We start from the raw sequence: 15,795 nt of genomic DNA, 5'->3' as shown, positions 1-15,795 counted from the left end.
TTGGGGGTCAGGCTGACGAGGGGGCAGGCGCCACTTGCGGCAGGGCGTCCACTTCATAGGTCCACACCCGGAACTCCTTCAGCACATGCGGGCCGAAGGAGTTGATGAGCGGGATATCCGCGGCGTCGCGGCCCCGGGCAACGACGATGCGGCCGATACGCGGCACATTGTTGCGCGGATCGAAGGTGTGCCAGACGCCATCGAGGAAAACCTCGATCCAGGCAGCAAAATCCATCGGGCCCGCGACGGGCACGCCGAAGTCGCCGAGATGGCCGTTGACGTAGCGCGCCGGAATGTTGAGGCAGCGGCAGAAGGTGACGGCCAGATGGGCGAAATCCCGGCACACACCCACGCCTTCCCGGTAGGCCTCCAGCGCGGTGCGGGTAGCGCGCGCCTGCATATAGTCGAAATGGATGTGGTTATGGACGAAGTCGCAGATGGCCTGCACGCGTCCCCAGCCGGGCGGAATGTTGCCGAAGAGATCCCAGGCGGTCTGACTCAGATGGTCCGTCTCGCAATAGCGGCTGCCCACGAGGTAGGCGAGGCAATCATCCGGCAGTTCCGGAACCGGTAGTTCTCGGGCCTGCGGGCAGACCGGGTCCGGCAGGCCGTCATCCTCGATGGTGGCATCGCCCCAGATCGTTACATCCCCGGCCGGAACGGCAAAACGCCGGCACAGATTGCCGAAAAGATCGATATAGGTCGATGTCGGCACAGGCGGGTTGGTGAAGGTGGTCTCCGGTATCCGGATGCCGGGCGCGTGCTGTTCGTGAACCGACAGCAGGCAGACCAGCGCTGTCGGCTGGGGGAAAGTAAGGGTGATTTCATAGCCGTAGCGGATCAGCATCGTCGCCGGGTTACCTCTGCCAGATGGTTGGGCAAGCAAGACTATGGAAGGCGGCCTATCGGGCCTGCGGGCCGCTGCCGAAAGTGCGGGCGATAAGGGCATCCTGCCTGTCGGCCGCCGTCGGACGCATCGGCTCCAGCACATCCTGCCGGGCCACACGCTCGAAGTTCTCGTCCTCATTGCGCAGCCGGTATTGCGGCGCGCCGCCTTCGGGCGGAAGCGTCGCGGTGATGCGGTAGACCTCGGCGTAGCTGGCCGGGTGGCGAAAATCATATCTGAGCCGCACGGTCTGGCCGATGGCGTAGAGATGCCGGAACGGATCCCCGGGAGCGGCGCGGCCTTTGGCCTTAGCCGTTCCGGGCGCGGTTTTTCTGGTCGTCTTCGGGGATGACATGGGGAGTTTCCTTCCTCGTGCGGGTGGAAATGATCGCCGCCGGGCGGGCCCTGCGCCGGTTATTGCGCGGCTCTCCTGCGGGGTGCCGCTTTGCGGGGGGGGGGGGGCGGTCCCCCGGTGTCGCGGCAGGCGATGGATAAGGTGCGGTCGAAGCTCGGGCGCCTGTTTGTCCACTCCGGCAAGGGGATGGCTGCGGGAGGGCGGCGCTCCTGATCAAATCACCGAAACTGATTATCTGGCAGGTGAAAAGAAAAAAGCAAGTAGACGAATTTTATTTATGACTTTCAGTGCTGAATTTCTAACGTAATAATTATACTTAAGGCGCTGATATTAAACATTATAATTTTAAAAACATCACCATAACGTAAATAAATTTTTTAAAAATGGAACGAATTATTAATATTTAAAGGGATAATTTCTGATTCTTTGGTATCATAATTTTTCGAAGGTGGGGTGAATTGCTTTTCGACGGGAAAAGTCCGACCCCGCCCCGCGAGATTGTCCGGGTCATGCGCGCTGAAACCAGTGCCAGCCTGGGCGTTGCGGCCCTGAAAGCGCCCCCCGCACGATATCGGTCCGGCACGTGACACGTTGGTTCTGGCCCGGGGGATGTCCCTGCAGAGCCATCGGCAGGCGTCCTGCCTTTCCGCGCAGAACGGGCAATCGGATCATCGACCGGAAAGGATTGAAATCATGTCAGACCAGGTTGCAGCAAAACCGACACTCTCCCGGCGTATCGAGGGCTATCAACCGTCGAAAACCGTCTTGTTCTGGTCCTGCGTCGTGGTGGCCATTGCCACCATTGTCGTTGGCTTCAGCTGGGGGGGCTGGGTCACCGGCGGCAGCAGCCGTGCTGCGGTCATCGCGGCAGGCGAGACGGCCCGCGGGCAGCTGGCATCGGCGATTTGTGTTGAAAGGTTCAACGCTGCACCGGATGCCGCGGCAAAACTCATGGAATTCAAGGCGATTTCCAGCGGTTACGCACAGCGTCAGTTCGTCGAGGCCGGTGGCTGGGCGACCATGCCTGGTGAAACCACCCCCAACAGCGCTGGCGCCAGCGGATGCGTTACGGCCCTCGGTAGCCAGAGCTGAAGGCTGCCCGTTCGCGGGCTGACGAACGGTGAAATAAAGGGGGCAGCGCCTTTAGCCGGGCGCTGCCCTTTTTCTGTCTTGAGCGGATCGCCGCCGATGCGGGCACCCTTCAAGGGCCAGAAAGATCGAAGCTGTCCTCCACCCGCGCGATCCAGCGGCTGACCGCCGGCCAGTTTTCCAGCCGGAAACCGGCATCCGGGCAAAGCCGGGTGTAGGCGACGATGGAAAGGTCGGCGAGGGTGGGGGTATTGCCGACAAAGAACGGCCGGCTGGAAAGCTCGTGCTCCATCAGGTCAAGCACGCCGTTGCAGCGCTGGATCAGGGCCGGATCGAGCGTTTCGATCGTGGCGCCGCGCAGGATGATGTTGCCCCGGGCAACCGCCAGCGCCGGCTCGTGGCTGTACTGTTCCCAGAACAGCCACTGCATCATCTGCGCCCGCTCGAACGCATCCGCCGGGATCAGCGCGCTGCCTTCCGCCAGATAAAGGCAGACGGCATTGGACTGCGAGAGCATCCGGCCATCGTCAAACTCTACCAGCGGCACCTGGCCGGCGGGGTTCCTGGCGAGGAATTCAGGGGTGCGATGTTCGCCCTTCAGCAGATCGGTTTCGATCCATTCCACCGGCTTGCCCAGATGCCGGGCGGTCCACCAGATCTTCAGGCAGTTGCCGGAGAGGTTATATCCGTAAAGGCGCATGGCTTCTGTTCCCCTTTTTATCGCGGACGGGGAAGGTTGCAGTGGCGAGCCTTTACGGCAAATCGATTGTTTTGATGCTGGGCATAAGCGGTTGTGATGGGCCCGAGAGCTTCCCTTCGCCACGAAAGTGGGGAAGGTGGCGCGAAGCGCCGGATGAGGCTGTTGGCGCAGCCGCTTGCCGCTGTCGGCGAAGAACGGCAGGCCCACACCCCCACCACCCTCCGGGCCGCCTCCCCTTTCATGGGGAGGCTAATTTAGACCGGGTATTATATTTTTAAGCCCGGTTAAATTTGTGCTGCCAACGCCACTGCGTCCGCGCCGGCAGGCAGGAAGTCCGGGCATTCCGGGTCGGTGGCGGCACGCCACAGGGCTTCGGCAATTTCGTCCGACTGTGTCACCAGCGTATCCTGCTGCCAGTTCGCAAAAACCTCCCCCGCTATGGCGGTATAGGCGTCCGGGATGTTGAAGCCGACACGGGCGCGCGCGTTTTCGCCGAACTTTGTCGTTGGGGCGCGGCCGGGGGCGATAACGCGCACCTTGATGTTGAAGGGCGCAAGTTCCAGCGCAAGCGAGCTGGAGAAGGCATTCACCGCCGCCTTGCTGGCGGTATAGACCGAGAGCAGATGCAGGGGCTTGAGCGTGACCGAGGAGGTGACGTTGATGATGGTGCCGGAGCGGCGCTCGCGCATCTGCGGCAGCACCGCCTGCGTCATCGCCATGGTGCCGAAGGTATTGGTCTCGAAGGTCTCGCGCACATTGGCCATCGAAACGCCTTCCAGTGCGTTGAGCAGGCCGATACCGGCATTGTTGACCAGAACATCGATGGGCCCGGCCGCTGCAATGGCGGCTTCGATGCTGGCCGCATCGGTCACATCCAGCTGCAGCACGGAAAGGTTTGGCGAAGCCGGCAGGATATCGGCATCGGGCGTACGCATGGTGGCAACCACCCGCCAGCCCTGCTTCAGGAAATAACGGGCGGCTTCAAGGCCAAAGCCGGACGAGCAGCCGGTGATGAGAATGGTCTTCACTTGGGGGATTTCCTTTTAGGGGAGCGTCACGGGGAACGGGGCTCAGGAGCCAAGGCTAGGCGCCGCCTTCCGGACGTGCTACCGGTAGAAATCCTGTTTTCATCAGCAAGAGTCCGGAAATGGCCGATCCACTGGCCGAGATGGTGCGGCTGCTGCAATTGACGCCCTCGGTCTCCAAACTGGTGGAGGCAGCGGGGCTCTGGTCCGTCAGGCGCAGCGAGACCGGCCGGCCGTTCTACGGGGCGGTGCTGGAGGGCGGCTGCCGGCTGAGCGTGCGCGGACAGGAGCCGATCCTGTTGCGGGCCGGGGATTTTGTGCTGATCCCTGCCGCCTTTGACTACACCAATTCCAGCTTGCGCCTGCCGCCGGGCACCACCCATGACGCAACGCGCATGGAATTCAGCCCCGGCCGGGTTCGCCTCGGCGATCCGGAGGGGGATGCGGAAGTGCGACTGCTGATCGGGCACTGCAATTTCGGCTCGCCGGATGCGGCGCTGCTGGTTTCGTTGCTGCCGCAGATCGTGCATGTGCGCGGGCAGGAGCGGCTCACCACCCTGCTGCAACTGGTGGCCGACGAGGCGCGGGCGGCCCGGCCGGCGCGCGAGGTCATTCTGGAGCGGCTCATCGAGGTTATGTTCATCGAGGCGCTGCGGGCAACGGGCGGGGCGGCGGCCTCGCCGGGCCTGCTGCGCGGCCTTGCCGACGAGCGGCTGGCGCAGGCGCTGCGGCTGATGCATGGCGAGCCGGCCCGGGCCTGGACGGTCGCGGAACTCGCCGGTCGGGCGGCGCTCTCCCGCACCGTGTTCTTCGAACGCTTTCGCCGCGAGGTGGGGCTGGCGCCGATGGAATATCTGCTGCACTGGCGCATGGCGCTGGCCAGGGATCTGCTGCGCCGCCGGGCCTGCGGGCTGGCGGAAGTTGCCGAACGGGTGGGCTATGGCTCCGCCAGCAGCTTCAGCGTCGCTTTCACCCGCCACACCGGCGAGCCGCCGACAGCCTATGCAAGGCGGCGTGAAGCGGCGGAGTAGGGGAGGCTGGCGCCTTGAGGCTGCCTCATTACCCCCACCGCCTTCGGGCCGCCTCCCCGGGAGGGGAGGCTGATTTTAACGGTATATCAATGCCATACCCCATCCTCCCCCGTTTCTGGACGGGGGAGGTACCCCGCGAGAGCGGGGTGGAGGGGGGTAATGAGGTGCGGTTTGCGCCGGCGCCCCTGACCTTTGTTACGCCATCAGGGCGCCGATGAGCCTCTGGCCTTCCGGCGTCGGGGTGGCGAGGCCTTCGAGAATGATCTGGCGGCCGGAATAGTTGCGACCATAGAGATCCTTGTTAAGGCCGGTGCGCGGCGCGATGCCGGTGCCTTCGACGCTGACGCCGGCATAAAGGCCCTGCACGGTGTTGGCGAAGAAATAGATGTCCTGCAGGTTGTTGGTGGAAATCTCGGCATCGATGCCGTCATCGATGGCTGCCGCGCTGGCGTCGATGCCGATCTTGCCGCCGCCATCCACGAACTTCTTCAGCACGGTGTCGCGCATGACGATGAGCATGAGCTGGGTTTCCTGCGCGCCGATCTGGAAGCCGAAGCTGCCGGAGCCGGCGGTGTAGAAAGCCGGGGCGCTCCACACGCCATTGTCGCTGCGGCCAAGGATAACGCCGGTGCCGCCTTCGCCGCCGACGATGAGGCCGGCCTTGATGAGGCTGGGGAACAGCATGACGCCGGCCGAACGGCTGAGGATGCCCTTGATGGCCTTGCCGCGGCCACCGCGGGTCATGCGTTCCACCATGGTGACGGCGGAATTGACGGTGTCCTGCGCGCCTTCGCGGCTGGCGAAGGCCGGGCGAATGCCGGGCAGCAGCGTGGCCGCGGCGGCAGCGCCGGCAATCAGCGAACGGCGGCCAAGCTTCGGCGCGGTATCGCTACGGGTCATGACGCTATACTCCGGTTGTTTTACGCATAAGGGAACGTGCCGAACACGGGCCCGGTTGCAGACAGGCTTATGAGCTGCTCGTGGAAAGTTGATGGCAAGGTCGCTGCCTCGCTGCCACAATTGGCCGGTGTGGGGCGCAAGTGCAAGCAATCTTCGTGGAAGCCTTGCAGGCAGGAACCGAAAGGACCGACCATGAGCAAACTTCCCCCGGGCACCGTGCCTGCCGCAGCCGCCGAACCGGCGCTGGAGCTGCGTGCCCTCGCCGGCCATCTCTCCCAGTTGCATCACCGCATGCGCCAGCCGGTGCAGGCGCTGGGTCTTGTGAGCGACAGCGGCATCATCGGCGCCGATCCCGAGCTTGCCGGCAGAACGCTGGCGGCGGCGCTGGAGGAAATGACCACCGGTTTCGACCAGGTAAGCCGCCTGTCGCGCCTTGCCAGCCACCTGTCGCGGCCCGAGCCGGCTGCCATGGCGCTGGCCGATGTGGTGACGCTGGTGGAGGCCAATGGCGGCTGGCTGTCCCGCCTTGCCGTGCCGGAGGAGGTTGGCGAGCTGGCCGGGGTGGATGCCGGTGCGCTGGAAGCGGCGCTGCAGATCGCCTTTGCTGCGATTACCCCGAGCCGCGCCGGGCTGGCAGCGGCGGCGGATGGCCGTTTTGTGCTGATGGTGGCGGGGGCGGAGCGCCCTGCAGCCCGGCCCTGGGCATTGTGGGCCGCAGAGCTGGTTGCAGCCGCGCCGGAAGCCGGGCTCTGCCTGCGGCTCGACCAGCGCAGCCGGTCAGGGCGTCATTTGCGCTTCACGCTGCGCTCCCGCCGGCCCGGTGGCGACGGGAGCGCGTGAGAGACCTTACTTAAGACATCTGCTCTTCAAGGCTGCGGGTCATCGGGGTGACTTCATCGCCCGTATGTTTTGTCGAGGCCGGTTCGATCAGCAATACCCAGCATTCCTCGGCGGCATGCGGCTTGTGGCGCACGCCGCGCGGCACGGTCATGAAATCCCCTTCGCCGAGGATGACGGTGCCAGCCTCGAAGGCGATCTCCAGCTTGCCCTTCACGATGTAGAACAGCTCGTCCTCGCCATCATGGGCGTGCCAGACGAACTCGCCCTTGAGCTTGGCGACCTTCAGCAGCTGGTCATTCACCTGCCCGACAACCTTGGGGGAGAAATATTCTCCGACCCGGTCGAAGGCGGCGGCGAGATTGAGCGGGGTGGCGGGCAACATGGGCTGTCTCCTTCCGGGGCAGAACGGGACCAAGGGTCAGGCGGCAACCTTGAGGCAACCGGCAATCAGGGCGGCGACCGCATCGATATCTTCATCACGCGTGCGCCAGGATGAGACGCTGAGGCGCAGGGCGGGTTTGCCCTGCCACAACGTGGTGCCGAACCAGGCCTTGCCGGTGGCGGCGGCCGCCTTTTGCAGCGCCAGCGTTTCCGCATCGCTGCTAAGACGGATCAGTACCTGGTTGAGCGGCACGCGGTTGAGCACGGTGATGCCGGCTGCTGCCAGCAGATCTGCAAGGCGGCGGGCCTGGCGGCGGTGGCGGTCGATCATCGCTTCCACGCCCTGGCGGCCGAGCGAGCGCAAGGCCGCCCATACCGGCACGCCGCGGGCACGGCGGGAGAATTCCAGCGTCAGGTTCTTCTGCGCATCGGCCGAAGCGGTGGAGTAGGCGGCATCGCTGTTCATCGCGGCAGCCAGCGCCTCCCGGTCGCGGCAGATGGCCATGGCGCCATCATAGGGGGTGTTGAGCCATTTGTGGCCATCGGTGGTCCAGCTGTCGGCAAGCTCCACCCCGTCCACCATCGCTGACGCCGTGCGCGAGGCGCGGGCCCAGAGGCCGAAGGCGCCATCGACATGCACCCAGGCGCCGGCAGTGCGGGCCCGGGGGATGATATCAAGGAAGGGGTCGCTCTCCCCGGTGTTCACCTCCCCCGCCTGCAGGCAGAGAATGGTGCGGTCATCAAGCGCCGGCAGTTGGGCCGGATCGATGCGTCCGTGATCGTCGACCGGGGCGATGATCAGCCGGTTCAGGCCGAATCCCAGCACGCGCAGCGCCTTGCGCAGGGTGATGTGAGCGGTGGCAGAGACGATAACGCGGATTTCCGGGGCGCCGATGAGGCCATCGGCGTCAAAATCCCAGCCGGCGCGGGCCAGCAGCACGCGGCGGGCGGCGGCAAGGCAGGCAAGGCCGCAGGCCGTGGCCGAGGTGCCGAAACCGACAGCGCTTTCGCGTGGCAGATCGAGCGCTTCCAGGATCCAGTTGCCGGCGATGCGCTCCAGCGTGGCGGCGACGGGGGAGTTGTCGAAGGAGGAAGCGCACTGGTCCCAGCTGACCATCAGCCGTTCGGCGGCACTGGCGGCTGGCAGCGCCGCGCCGACGACGAAGCCGAAATAGTGGGGGCCGTTGGTGGTGACGGTGGCGGGAGAGCCGTAACGGTCGAGCCGGTCCAGCACCTCCCCGGCCGGTGTGCCTTCATCCGGCAGCGGCTCGTCGAACATCGCGAGGTCGGCAAGCGCGGCGGGATCGGGAAAGACACGGCGGGTGGTAACGGATGCCAGATAGCGTCCGGCGCGCGTATCGGCATCCCGCAGCAGGGAAAGTTCGTCCATCACCCGTCTCCTTGATCCTCAGCTTCAACCGGGCGCCACGGTAAGCGCGGGGGCGGCGGACTGGCCAACGAGCATTCTTGTTCAGGGATGTGAGCAGAAGTAACATCTGGGTCATCATGGCCCATCTTCCCTCCCTGCAAACCCTGCGTGCCTTCGAAGCGGCCGTGCGCCATCAGAGTTATTCGCGCGCAGCGGATGAACTGGGCCTGACCCACGGCGCCATCAGCCACCGTATCCGCGAGCTGGAAGCGCGCACGGGGGAAGTACTGTTCGAGCGTTCCGGCAACAACATGCTGCCGACCAATGCTGCCCGGCGCATGCTGCCGGCCCTCCGGCAGGCCTTCGATCTGCTGGAGAGCCTGTTTCCGGATCAGGGGCCGCGCGAGCGCATTACGCTCAAGATCGGGGTGCTGCCATCCTTCGCGGCCTACTGGCTGATCCCGCGCCTCAAGTTTTTCCGCGAGGAACAGCCCAACATCGCCATCACCCTCGATGCACGGCTGGAGCTGGTGACGGTGGGCAGGGGCGGCGTTGATGCGGCTATCCGTTTCGGCCAGGGCGAGTGGCCGGGGGTGAGCGCCGAACGGCTGGTATCGGAGGTGCTTTATCCCGTTTGTGCGCCCGACTATCAGCGCCGGCTCGACATCCGGGTGCCGGACGATCTGAAACGCTGCCAGTTGCTGCGCCACAGCTGGGTGCCGTGGTCGTTGTGGCTACGGGCGGCAGGGCTGGATATGGGTGAGCCGATGGCCGCCCCGGCCTGGGACGATGCCGGCCATGTGCTGGATGCGGCGGTGGCGGGGGACGGGGTGGCGCTGGCGCGCAGTGTGCTGGTGGAGGATGCAATCGCGGTGGGCCGGCTGGTCCGGCTGTTCGATATCGAGGTGCCGGCGCCGGGCGCCTATTATTATCTGCGCTCGCCCCAGCACAGCCGGCTCGACGGGGGCATCGAGGCCTTCGGACGCTGGCTGCAACGATCACTGGAAAACAAAACGCCACCCGGGTGAGGGGCGGCGTTTCAGTCCCGGCAGAGGTTCGGGAGACCGGTTACAGCAAACCGTTTTCGCGGGCGATGACCATGGCCTTGGCCCGGCTCGTGACGTTCAGCAGCTTCAGGATCTTGTGCACATGCACCTTGACCGTCGGCTCGGCGATGTCGAGGCGCAGCGAGATCTCGCGGTTGGAAAGGCCGCTGGCAACAAGGCGCAGGACCTCGCGCTGGCGCGGGCTGAGGCCCAGATTGTCTTCCTCATCCTGTCGCCAGGCGGAGGTGGGCAGCGGCAGGCCGCCGGAAAGCACGGTATCGAGCGCCGCCAGCAGTTTGTCGCCGCTCTGCGCCTTGCTGATGAAGCCGCGGGCCCCGCGCTCCAGCGCCTGACGCACGAAGTTGCGTTCGTCGGCCATGGAAACGACGACGACGGTAGCGCCGGGTGCTGCCTCGCGCACCTTGGTGATCACATCCATGTCGGGTTCGGCCCCGAGCATCAGATCGACCAGCACGAGGTCGGGAGTGCGTCCCGTCTTGATGAGATCTATGGCGGCGGAAAGTGTATCCGCTTCATCAATTACGATGTCCTGACGCCATTTTCCGAGCAGAAGTCGGACACCGGCGCGGAACAGGGCGTGATCGTCAAGAATCAGCAGATGCATGGGCTTGGGCTCTCTACCGGCACTGAAGGAAGGCCGCGCCTTAATTGATTGTCACTCAGCATACAGGTTAGACAGCGAATGTATATATTTCAACTTTTTAGTGCTGGACCACGCAACAGGTTGCCATCTTGGGTCAATGGCAATTAACGCGTGTCTTTGTTCCGCCACCTTCTACGAATTGCCCGTCAATTGTCACCACGCCTTCCGGCACGGTGAGGCATGAAAAGGTGGGAATGAGTGTCTTGGTAGTCACCTCGATTTTGCCGCCGGGGTAATAAGGGCCGGTGACACACACCTCGACCCCCTCGCCGGTCTTGAGGTGGAAATTGGCGCGGTGATCGTCTGCCGTCGCAGCATGGCCGTAGACGGTATAGGGGGCATGGTTGCGAATCTGGAAGCAGCGTGCGCCGGCCCGGCCTTCAAGAGGATTGGCCATCGGCGCGGTCAACGGGGTGGTTTGAGCCTCGGCGCCGGGGGTGAACAGGGCGGTAGCCACAAGGGCGGCTCCCCCCGCAAGCAGCGCAAGGGTAACCGTGCTGCGCCGCAGGAAGGCAGCCTTTGCGGCCCCGTTTTCCGCATCCGATATTCCGGCCAAGCGTCCTGCCATGGTCGTCTACTCCCTTTGCTCTTCAGGCCAGACTGCGCGTGGACTCGCAAATTCGCAAGCACCCGCCTATTGTTAGCCGGTAGCGACAGAGATCGGCAGGAGTTGGCCATTCATGCGCGGGCAGCCGGATAATTTTGCAGTGCTCGGTATTTTTCTGGATGCCATTGGCAAGGTGCTCGGGCCGTTTTCCGCAGTCGAGCGGGCAACACGCCGCGCCATGTTTACCACTGACGGCACCGATCTTACCGAGGCGCAGCGCGAATTTGCCCGGCTTTCTCCCAAGCTGCGCCGGCAGGTTGGCCATCAGGCCGAGGTGAAGGCGCGCGATGTGGTGGAGCGTGTGGACCGCAAGCTGGCGGCCACCAGCCGCGCCGAAGAAAACGCGGCCCGTCCGCAGCGCGTGATGACCCCGCCGCCGCAGGTGCCGGGCGATGTGCTGCGCACGCGCCGCGTGGCGCCGAAGCCGGCTGCGGTCAAGCCGATGACCCGGCCGCGGTAACGGCGGCTGCCGGAATAACGGACATCCGCCCCGCTGTGTTGGCCCTGTGCGACCGGAAGCGAACTGGCCGGGGCCGTTTTCGCGGCAATCGGGAATTGCTTCAATGACGGATGAGAAGCAGGAGCCGGCTTATTCTGCTGCAAAGCTCTCGGCACATGTCGCCTGTTATGGCGTGATATTGCTGACCGAGCGCTATGACGCGTGCGTCGAGTTCTATCGGAACAGGCTCGGTCTGCCCTTCTGGTATGAAAAAGAAGGGCTTTGCTGCCTTCGTTTTGGCGCCGGCTATCTGATGATCGAGCGGGAAGGCGTCGGCAAGGCTGCCCGGAAAACGCCCGCAGAGAATCCAACTATCCTGCGCTTCAATGTCGCCAATGTGCCCGAGGCGGCCCGCAGTCTGGAAGCGCAGGGTATTGTTGTCGATATCGAGCAACATAGCTGGGGTGTGACGGGAAGCTTCGTCGATCCCGACGGCAATGTTTGTGAGCTGAAAAACGCCGACGACCCGTATTTCGCCTGAAGGCGAACCTTCACCAGTGACCGATATTTTTAGGGGCGGGTCTCATGCATGAAGACCTGAGCCTAGCAAAAAATCTCAGACGTCGCGGCGGGCGCGCAGCGCGGCCGTGAGTGTGCCGTCATCGAGATAATCGAGATCGCCCCCCACCGGCACGCCATGGGCAAGGCGGGTAATGCGGGCACCGCTGCCGGTCAGTTGGTCGGCGATGAAATGGGCGGTGGTCTGGCCCTCGACGGTGGCATTGAGCGCTATGATGACTTCGGTGATGCCATCACGGCGCACACGGTCCGCCAGGCGGTCGAGGCCGAGATCTTCCGGCGTCACCCCGTCCATGGCCGAGAGCGTGCCGCCCAGCACATGATATTTGCCGGCAAAGGCGCCGGTACGCTCCAGCGCCCAGAGGTCGCCCACATCCTCAACCACGCAGAGGCTTGTCGCCTCGCGCTTCGGGTCACGGCAGATGGCGCAAGGGTCCTGCGCATCAAGATTGCCGCAGACGGAGCAGGTGGCGACCTTTTCGGCCGCTTCGCCAAGGGCTTCGGCCAGCGGGCGCAGCAGCGCGTCGCGCCGCTTCATGAGATGCAGCGCCGCCCGGCGGGCCGAACGGGGGCCAAGCCCCGGCAGGCGCGCCAGAAGCTGCATCATGCGATCAATTTCGGGCGCGCTCATCGATTGGCCGGGTGGAAAGGTTGCGGATCAGAAGGGCAGCTTGAAGCCCGGCGGCAGGCCGAGACCGCCCATGATCTTCTGTGTTTCCGCCTGCACGGCGGCATCCACCTTGCCGCGCGCATCGTTGAACGCGGCAACCAGCAGGTCTTCCAGCATTTCGGTGTCGCTCGGGTCGACCACCTTCGGGTCGAGCTTCACCGAGCGCACATCGCCCTTGCCGGTGAGCGTAACGCTGACCATGCCGGCACCGGACTGGCCGCTGACCTCGATGTTGGCGAGGCTCGCCTGCATCTCTTCCATGCGGGCCTGCATCTGCTGGGCCTGCTTCATCATGTTGCCGAGATTTTTCATCATGGCTCGGGAGTCTCCGAGGTCTTTTCGATCAGTTTCTGAATGGTCGCGCCGGGAAAGGCGGCCAGCGCTGCCTTGACTACAGGATTGGCTGCCGCGGCATCAAGCGCGGCCTTGAAGGCAGCCTGTTCCTGTTCATAGAGCGTGGGTTCGCCCTGTTCGGACGAAGGTTCGATGGCCCAGGGCTCGCCGGTCCATTTTTCGAGAAGCTGGCCCATGCGGCGCAGCATGTCCTTGGGGGCGGTGGCGGCAGGGCGCAGCACCACGCGGCCGGAATCATAGGAGATGAGGTGGCCGGTATTGCGGATTTGCGCAGCCAGCAGGCGCTCGCGCCCGGTCTCGAACAGCCGCACCATGGCAGGAAAATCCGCCGGCATCGGGTGCAGCATGCCTTCGCCGGCTTCGGCGCCGTCCAGCTCCATCTCGCCGGTCGGGGCAAAATCGCTGGCCGGCAGGCCGCCGGCATCCGCCTCTTCCAGCGCGGCAAGGCCGGCAGCCTCACCGCCATCGATGACCTCGACGCTCCAGGAGGGCGGCTCGGCGTCCGCTGCCTCAAACCGCTCGAAAGCGACGGCAGCTTCCATCGGCACCGCATCGACCGGCGTCGGCATGGCGAGAGCGGCGTTGCCGTGAACAAGGCTGAGGGCAGGGCGCAGCTGGGCGTGCGGGCCACCGCCGCCCGGCGCGCCGCCACCGCCCTGCGGGGCGCCCTGGCCGGGGCCGCCCTGCTGGTCTCGGGCCGCGAGAAATGCCTTGGCAAGGTCGCCCGGCGGCGGCAGCTCGGCGGCAAAACACAGGCGGATAAGCGCCATTTCGGCGGCCTGCTGCGGCAGCGGGGCGCGCTGCACCTCTTCAAGGCCCTTCAGCAGCATCTGCCAGGCGCGCGTCAGCACCGGCATGGAAAGGCTCCTGGCGAGGCGCGTTCCCACCTCGCGCTCCGCCTCCGGCAGGGAGGGGGCGAGGGCGGTGGCCGGGCTTACCTTGATGCGGGTGACGGTGTGCGCGACCTCCAGCAGGTCCTGCAGCACCACTTCCGGATCGGCGCCGGCGGCGTGCAGCTCGGCCAGCTGGTCCAGAACGTCGGTGGCCTTGCCCTGCATCAGGGTTTCAAACAGCGTGACGACGCGCGTGCGGTCGGCAAGGCCGAGCATGTCGCGCACTGTTTCCGTCAGCACCGTGCCGTCGGAAAGGGCGATCGCCTGATCGAGCAGGGAGAGGCCGTCACGCGCCGAGCCGTCGGCCGCGCGGGAGATGAGGGCGATGGCGGAAGGTTCGGCCTTTACGCCCTCGCGCTCCACCAGCTGGGTGAAATAAGCGGCAAGGGTGGCGGCATCGATGCGGCGCAGGTCAAAGCGCTGGCAGCGCGACAGCACCGTGACCGGCACCTTGCGGATTTCGGTGGTGGCGAAGAGGAACTTCACATGCTCGGGCGGCTCTTCGAGCGTCTTCAGAAGCGCGTTGAACGCGTTCTTCGACAGCATGTGGACTTCGTCGATGATGTAGATCTTGAAGCGTGCCATTGCCGGCGGGTAGCGCACGGCATCGATGATCTCGCGGATATCGTCCACGCCGGTATGGGAGGCGGCGTCCATCTCGATGACATCGACATGCCGGTCTTCAAGGATGGAGCGGCAATGTACGCACTCGCCGCAGGGCTCGGGCGTCGGGCCGCCAGTGCCATCGGGGCCGACGCAGTTGAGCGCGCGGGCAATGATGCGGGCGGAGGTCGTCTTGCCGATGCCGCGCACGCCCGTCAGCATGAAGGCATGGGCAAGCCGGCCGGAGCGGATGGCGTTGGTCAGCGTGCGCACGAGCGCTTCCTGACCGATCATGTCCTTGAAGGTGCGGGGGCGGTACTTGCGGGCCAGAACCCGGTAGGGCGTGCCGGCACTCACGTCAGCAGGCGTGGATTGAGATGCTGCGTCCGTCACCTAGCGCCCCCAATCGCCTCGACAAGTCAGTGCTGCTTTCCCTTGTCTTCTGCCCTGCTGCGGCGGCATGCGCGCTGGCAAAACAGAAGTGGGAGGCTGGACATCGACCCGAATCGAAACTCGTTACGGCTGCTTCCTTCCGGACCTGACCGGGTTGGCGAGGGATCCGCCCAAAGCCAACCTCCCGCGTCCATATATCAGAACGGGGGGTGGTAGGGGCAAGCCCCGATTTTGGAGAAATGCGGCAAGGGGTGCGCGAGCCGCAGAATGGCTCGCCTTTTTTATCCCAGCCGCCAGTCGGGGGCGGGGCGTTCACGCGCCGGCATGGGCGGGGCATCCTTGAAATCTTCCAGCGGCGGCACCCGTTGGCCGATCTCACGCACGATGTCATCGAGCGCGTCGAGGAAAAGCGGGTCCGACCGCTCCAGATAGCGGTCTGCCTCCAGAAGGCGCAGGCGCTGGATATAGTGATGCATGAGGTTCAGCTCCCGCTGGCAGGTTTCGTAGATGCCAAGCGGCAGATCCGGCCTTGTGGTGAGGGAGCAGAGAAAGCGCACCGCCTGATCGACGAAGAGCGCGGTGATGCGGGCATCGAGCTTCTGGAAACGTTCGCGCAGGCGCAGGCGTCGATCCGGCGCCACGTCGATCAGCTTCTCGTCCATGCGGTCATAAAGGGCCGAGAAATTCTGGATACGTGTCTTGATGTGTCGGTACTCGGCATAGGGGAAGCCGCCGGTCAGATCGTCGCGCCGGGTCTGAATGGCCTGAAGACAGTCGAGTGACTGCTGCTCCAGAGCCTTCACGAAATCGCGCACATCCCCGCGGGCTGCCATCGCCCCTTCCCTTGCCAAGGTGACCCTGCCTGGGTCTCGAGAAAAGATATGACGCCAAATGGTGACGAAAAGCTGAACAAAAGTGTAAGGATTTTTATGCAGATTTTAGGAAATTTCGTTGCCGCTCACTTTGTTTGC

At 64.7% G+C, this 15,795-nt stretch carries 19 protein-coding genes and 1 other RNA gene; 6 read left to right on the top strand and 14 right to left on the bottom strand.

Going from position 1 to position 15,795, the window contains the following annotated elements; translation table 11 throughout:
- Nucleotides 1-7: 7 nt before the first annotated feature.
- On the bottom strand, nucleotides 8-847 hold the full coding sequence (locus QTL98_RS16560) for a transglutaminase-like domain-containing protein (protein WP_445679574.1): 840 nt from the start codon (nucleotides 845-847) through the stop codon (nucleotides 8-10).
- 55 nt (nucleotides 848-902) lie between these two features.
- Nucleotides 903-1,241 (bottom strand): hypothetical protein, encoded by a 339-nt coding sequence (locus tag QTL98_RS16555; RefSeq protein ID WP_445679573.1) that lies wholly within the window; start codon nucleotides 1,239-1,241, stop codon nucleotides 903-905.
- Nucleotides 1,242-1,934: 693 nt separating this feature from the next.
- Between QTL98_RS16555 and QTL98_RS16550 the strand changes: the two genes are divergently transcribed.
- Nucleotides 1,935-2,333: a hypothetical protein gene (locus QTL98_RS16550; RefSeq protein WP_445679572.1), complete on the top strand. Its 399-nt coding sequence runs from the start codon at nucleotides 1,935-1,937 to the stop codon at nucleotides 2,331-2,333.
- Between the two features lie 109 nt (nucleotides 2,334-2,442).
- On the opposite strand, the gene QTL98_RS16545 is transcribed toward QTL98_RS16550, so the two are convergent.
- Together QTL98_RS16545 and QTL98_RS16540 are read right to left on the bottom strand one after the other, a co-directional pair.
- Complete coding sequence (locus QTL98_RS16545) at nucleotides 2,443-3,030, bottom strand: glutathione S-transferase family protein (RefSeq protein ID WP_445679571.1); 588 nt, start codon at nucleotides 3,028-3,030, stop codon at nucleotides 2,443-2,445.
- Nucleotides 3,031-3,314: 284 nt separating this feature from the next.
- Nucleotides 3,315-4,058 (bottom strand): SDR family oxidoreductase, encoded by a 744-nt coding sequence (locus QTL98_RS16540; protein ID WP_445679570.1) that lies wholly within the window; start codon nucleotides 4,056-4,058, stop codon nucleotides 3,315-3,317.
- Nucleotides 4,059-4,177: 119 nt separating this feature from the next.
- Here QTL98_RS16540 and QTL98_RS16535 point away from each other — a divergent pair, with 119 nt between their 5' ends.
- Nucleotides 4,178-5,086 carry an AraC family transcriptional regulator gene (locus QTL98_RS16535; protein ID WP_445679569.1) on the top strand — a complete coding sequence of 303 codons (909 nt, stop codon included), beginning with the start codon at nucleotides 4,178-4,180 and terminating at the stop codon, nucleotides 5,084-5,086.
- Nucleotides 5,087-5,281: 195 nt separating this feature from the next.
- Here QTL98_RS16535 and QTL98_RS16530 read toward each other — a convergent pair whose 3' ends face one another.
- Nucleotides 5,282-5,986, bottom strand: coding sequence for a lipid-binding SYLF domain-containing protein (locus tag QTL98_RS16530; protein ID WP_445679568.1), 705 nt, complete (start codon nucleotides 5,984-5,986; stop codon nucleotides 5,282-5,284).
- Between the two features lie 192 nt (nucleotides 5,987-6,178).
- Here QTL98_RS16530 and QTL98_RS16525 point away from each other — a divergent pair, with 192 nt between their 5' ends.
- Entirely contained in the window at nucleotides 6,179-6,826 is a 648-nt protein-coding gene (locus tag QTL98_RS16525) for a hypothetical protein (protein ID WP_445679567.1), read from the top strand.
- Between the two features lie 10 nt (nucleotides 6,827-6,836).
- Here QTL98_RS16525 and QTL98_RS16520 read toward each other — a convergent pair whose 3' ends face one another.
- Nucleotides 6,837-7,208, bottom strand: coding sequence for a cupin domain-containing protein (locus QTL98_RS16520; protein ID WP_445679566.1), 372 nt, complete (start codon nucleotides 7,206-7,208; stop codon nucleotides 6,837-6,839).
- Nucleotides 7,209-7,244: 36 nt separating this feature from the next.
- Nucleotides 7,245-8,597 carry a pyridoxal phosphate-dependent decarboxylase family protein gene (locus QTL98_RS16515; protein ID WP_445679565.1) on the bottom strand — a complete coding sequence of 451 codons (1,353 nt, stop codon included), beginning with the start codon at nucleotides 8,595-8,597 and terminating at the stop codon, nucleotides 7,245-7,247.
- Nucleotides 8,598-8,713: 116 nt separating this feature from the next.
- On the opposite strand from QTL98_RS16515, the gene QTL98_RS16510 reads away from it, so the two are divergent.
- Entirely contained in the window at nucleotides 8,714-9,604 is an 891-nt protein-coding gene (locus QTL98_RS16510; RefSeq protein WP_445679564.1) for a LysR substrate-binding domain-containing protein, read from the top strand.
- 40 nt (nucleotides 9,605-9,644) lie between these two features.
- Here the strand turns inward: QTL98_RS16510 and QTL98_RS16505 are convergent, their stop codons facing one another.
- The gene (locus QTL98_RS16505) at nucleotides 9,645-10,247 is read right to left on the bottom strand and encodes a response regulator (protein ID WP_445679563.1); all 603 of its coding nucleotides are present in this window, start codon (nucleotides 10,245-10,247) and stop codon (nucleotides 9,645-9,647) included.
- A gap of 133 nt (nucleotides 10,248-10,380) precedes the next feature.
- Complete coding sequence (locus tag QTL98_RS16500) at nucleotides 10,381-10,854, bottom strand: hypothetical protein (protein WP_445679562.1); 474 nt, start codon at nucleotides 10,852-10,854, stop codon at nucleotides 10,381-10,383.
- A 112-nt stretch (nucleotides 10,855-10,966) separates the two neighbouring features.
- On the opposite strand from QTL98_RS16500, the gene QTL98_RS16495 reads away from it, so the two are divergent.
- Together QTL98_RS16495 and QTL98_RS16490 are read left to right on the top strand one after the other, a co-directional pair.
- A complete protein-coding gene (locus QTL98_RS16495; protein ID WP_445679561.1) occupies nucleotides 10,967-11,353 on the top strand; it encodes a hypothetical protein in 387 nt (128 codons plus the stop codon).
- 103 nt (nucleotides 11,354-11,456) lie between these two features.
- A complete protein-coding gene (locus tag QTL98_RS16490; protein WP_445679560.1) occupies nucleotides 11,457-11,873 on the top strand; it encodes a VOC family protein in 417 nt (138 codons plus the stop codon).
- A gap of 75 nt (nucleotides 11,874-11,948) precedes the next feature.
- On the opposite strand, the gene recR is transcribed toward QTL98_RS16490, so the two are convergent.
- The 5 genes from recR to QTL98_RS16465 form a co-directional block, all read right to left on the bottom strand.
- Nucleotides 11,949-12,542 (bottom strand): recombination mediator RecR, encoded by a 594-nt coding sequence (recR, locus tag QTL98_RS16485; RefSeq protein WP_445679559.1) that lies wholly within the window; start codon nucleotides 12,540-12,542, stop codon nucleotides 11,949-11,951.
- Nucleotides 12,543-12,569: 27 nt separating this feature from the next.
- A complete protein-coding gene (locus QTL98_RS16480; protein WP_510637582.1) occupies nucleotides 12,570-12,893 on the bottom strand; it encodes a YbaB/EbfC family nucleoid-associated protein in 324 nt (107 codons plus the stop codon).
- The gene (locus tag QTL98_RS16475; RefSeq protein WP_445679557.1) at nucleotides 12,893-14,824 is read right to left on the bottom strand and encodes a DNA polymerase III subunit gamma/tau; all 1,932 of its coding nucleotides are present in this window, start codon (nucleotides 14,822-14,824) and stop codon (nucleotides 12,893-12,895) included. Before QTL98_RS16475 ends, QTL98_RS16480 begins: the two co-directional genes overlap by 1 nt.
- A gap of 87 nt (nucleotides 14,825-14,911) precedes the next feature.
- Nucleotides 14,912-15,010, bottom strand: an RNA gene (gene ffs, locus QTL98_RS16470) — signal recognition particle sRNA small type.
- A 95-nt stretch (nucleotides 15,011-15,105) separates the two neighbouring features.
- A complete protein-coding gene (locus tag QTL98_RS16465) occupies nucleotides 15,106-15,657 on the bottom strand; it encodes a hypothetical protein (RefSeq protein ID WP_445679556.1) in 552 nt (183 codons plus the stop codon).
- Between the last annotated feature and the right edge of the window lie 138 nt (nucleotides 15,658-15,795).

The sequence above is a fragment of the Radicibacter daui genome (genome assembly GCA_030657355.1).
In the GTDB taxonomy this organism is placed as follows: domain Bacteria; phylum Pseudomonadota; class Alphaproteobacteria; order Radicibacterales; family Radicibacteraceae; genus Radicibacter; species Radicibacter daui.
This window is presented reverse-complemented; position numbering and strand designations above follow the sequence as displayed.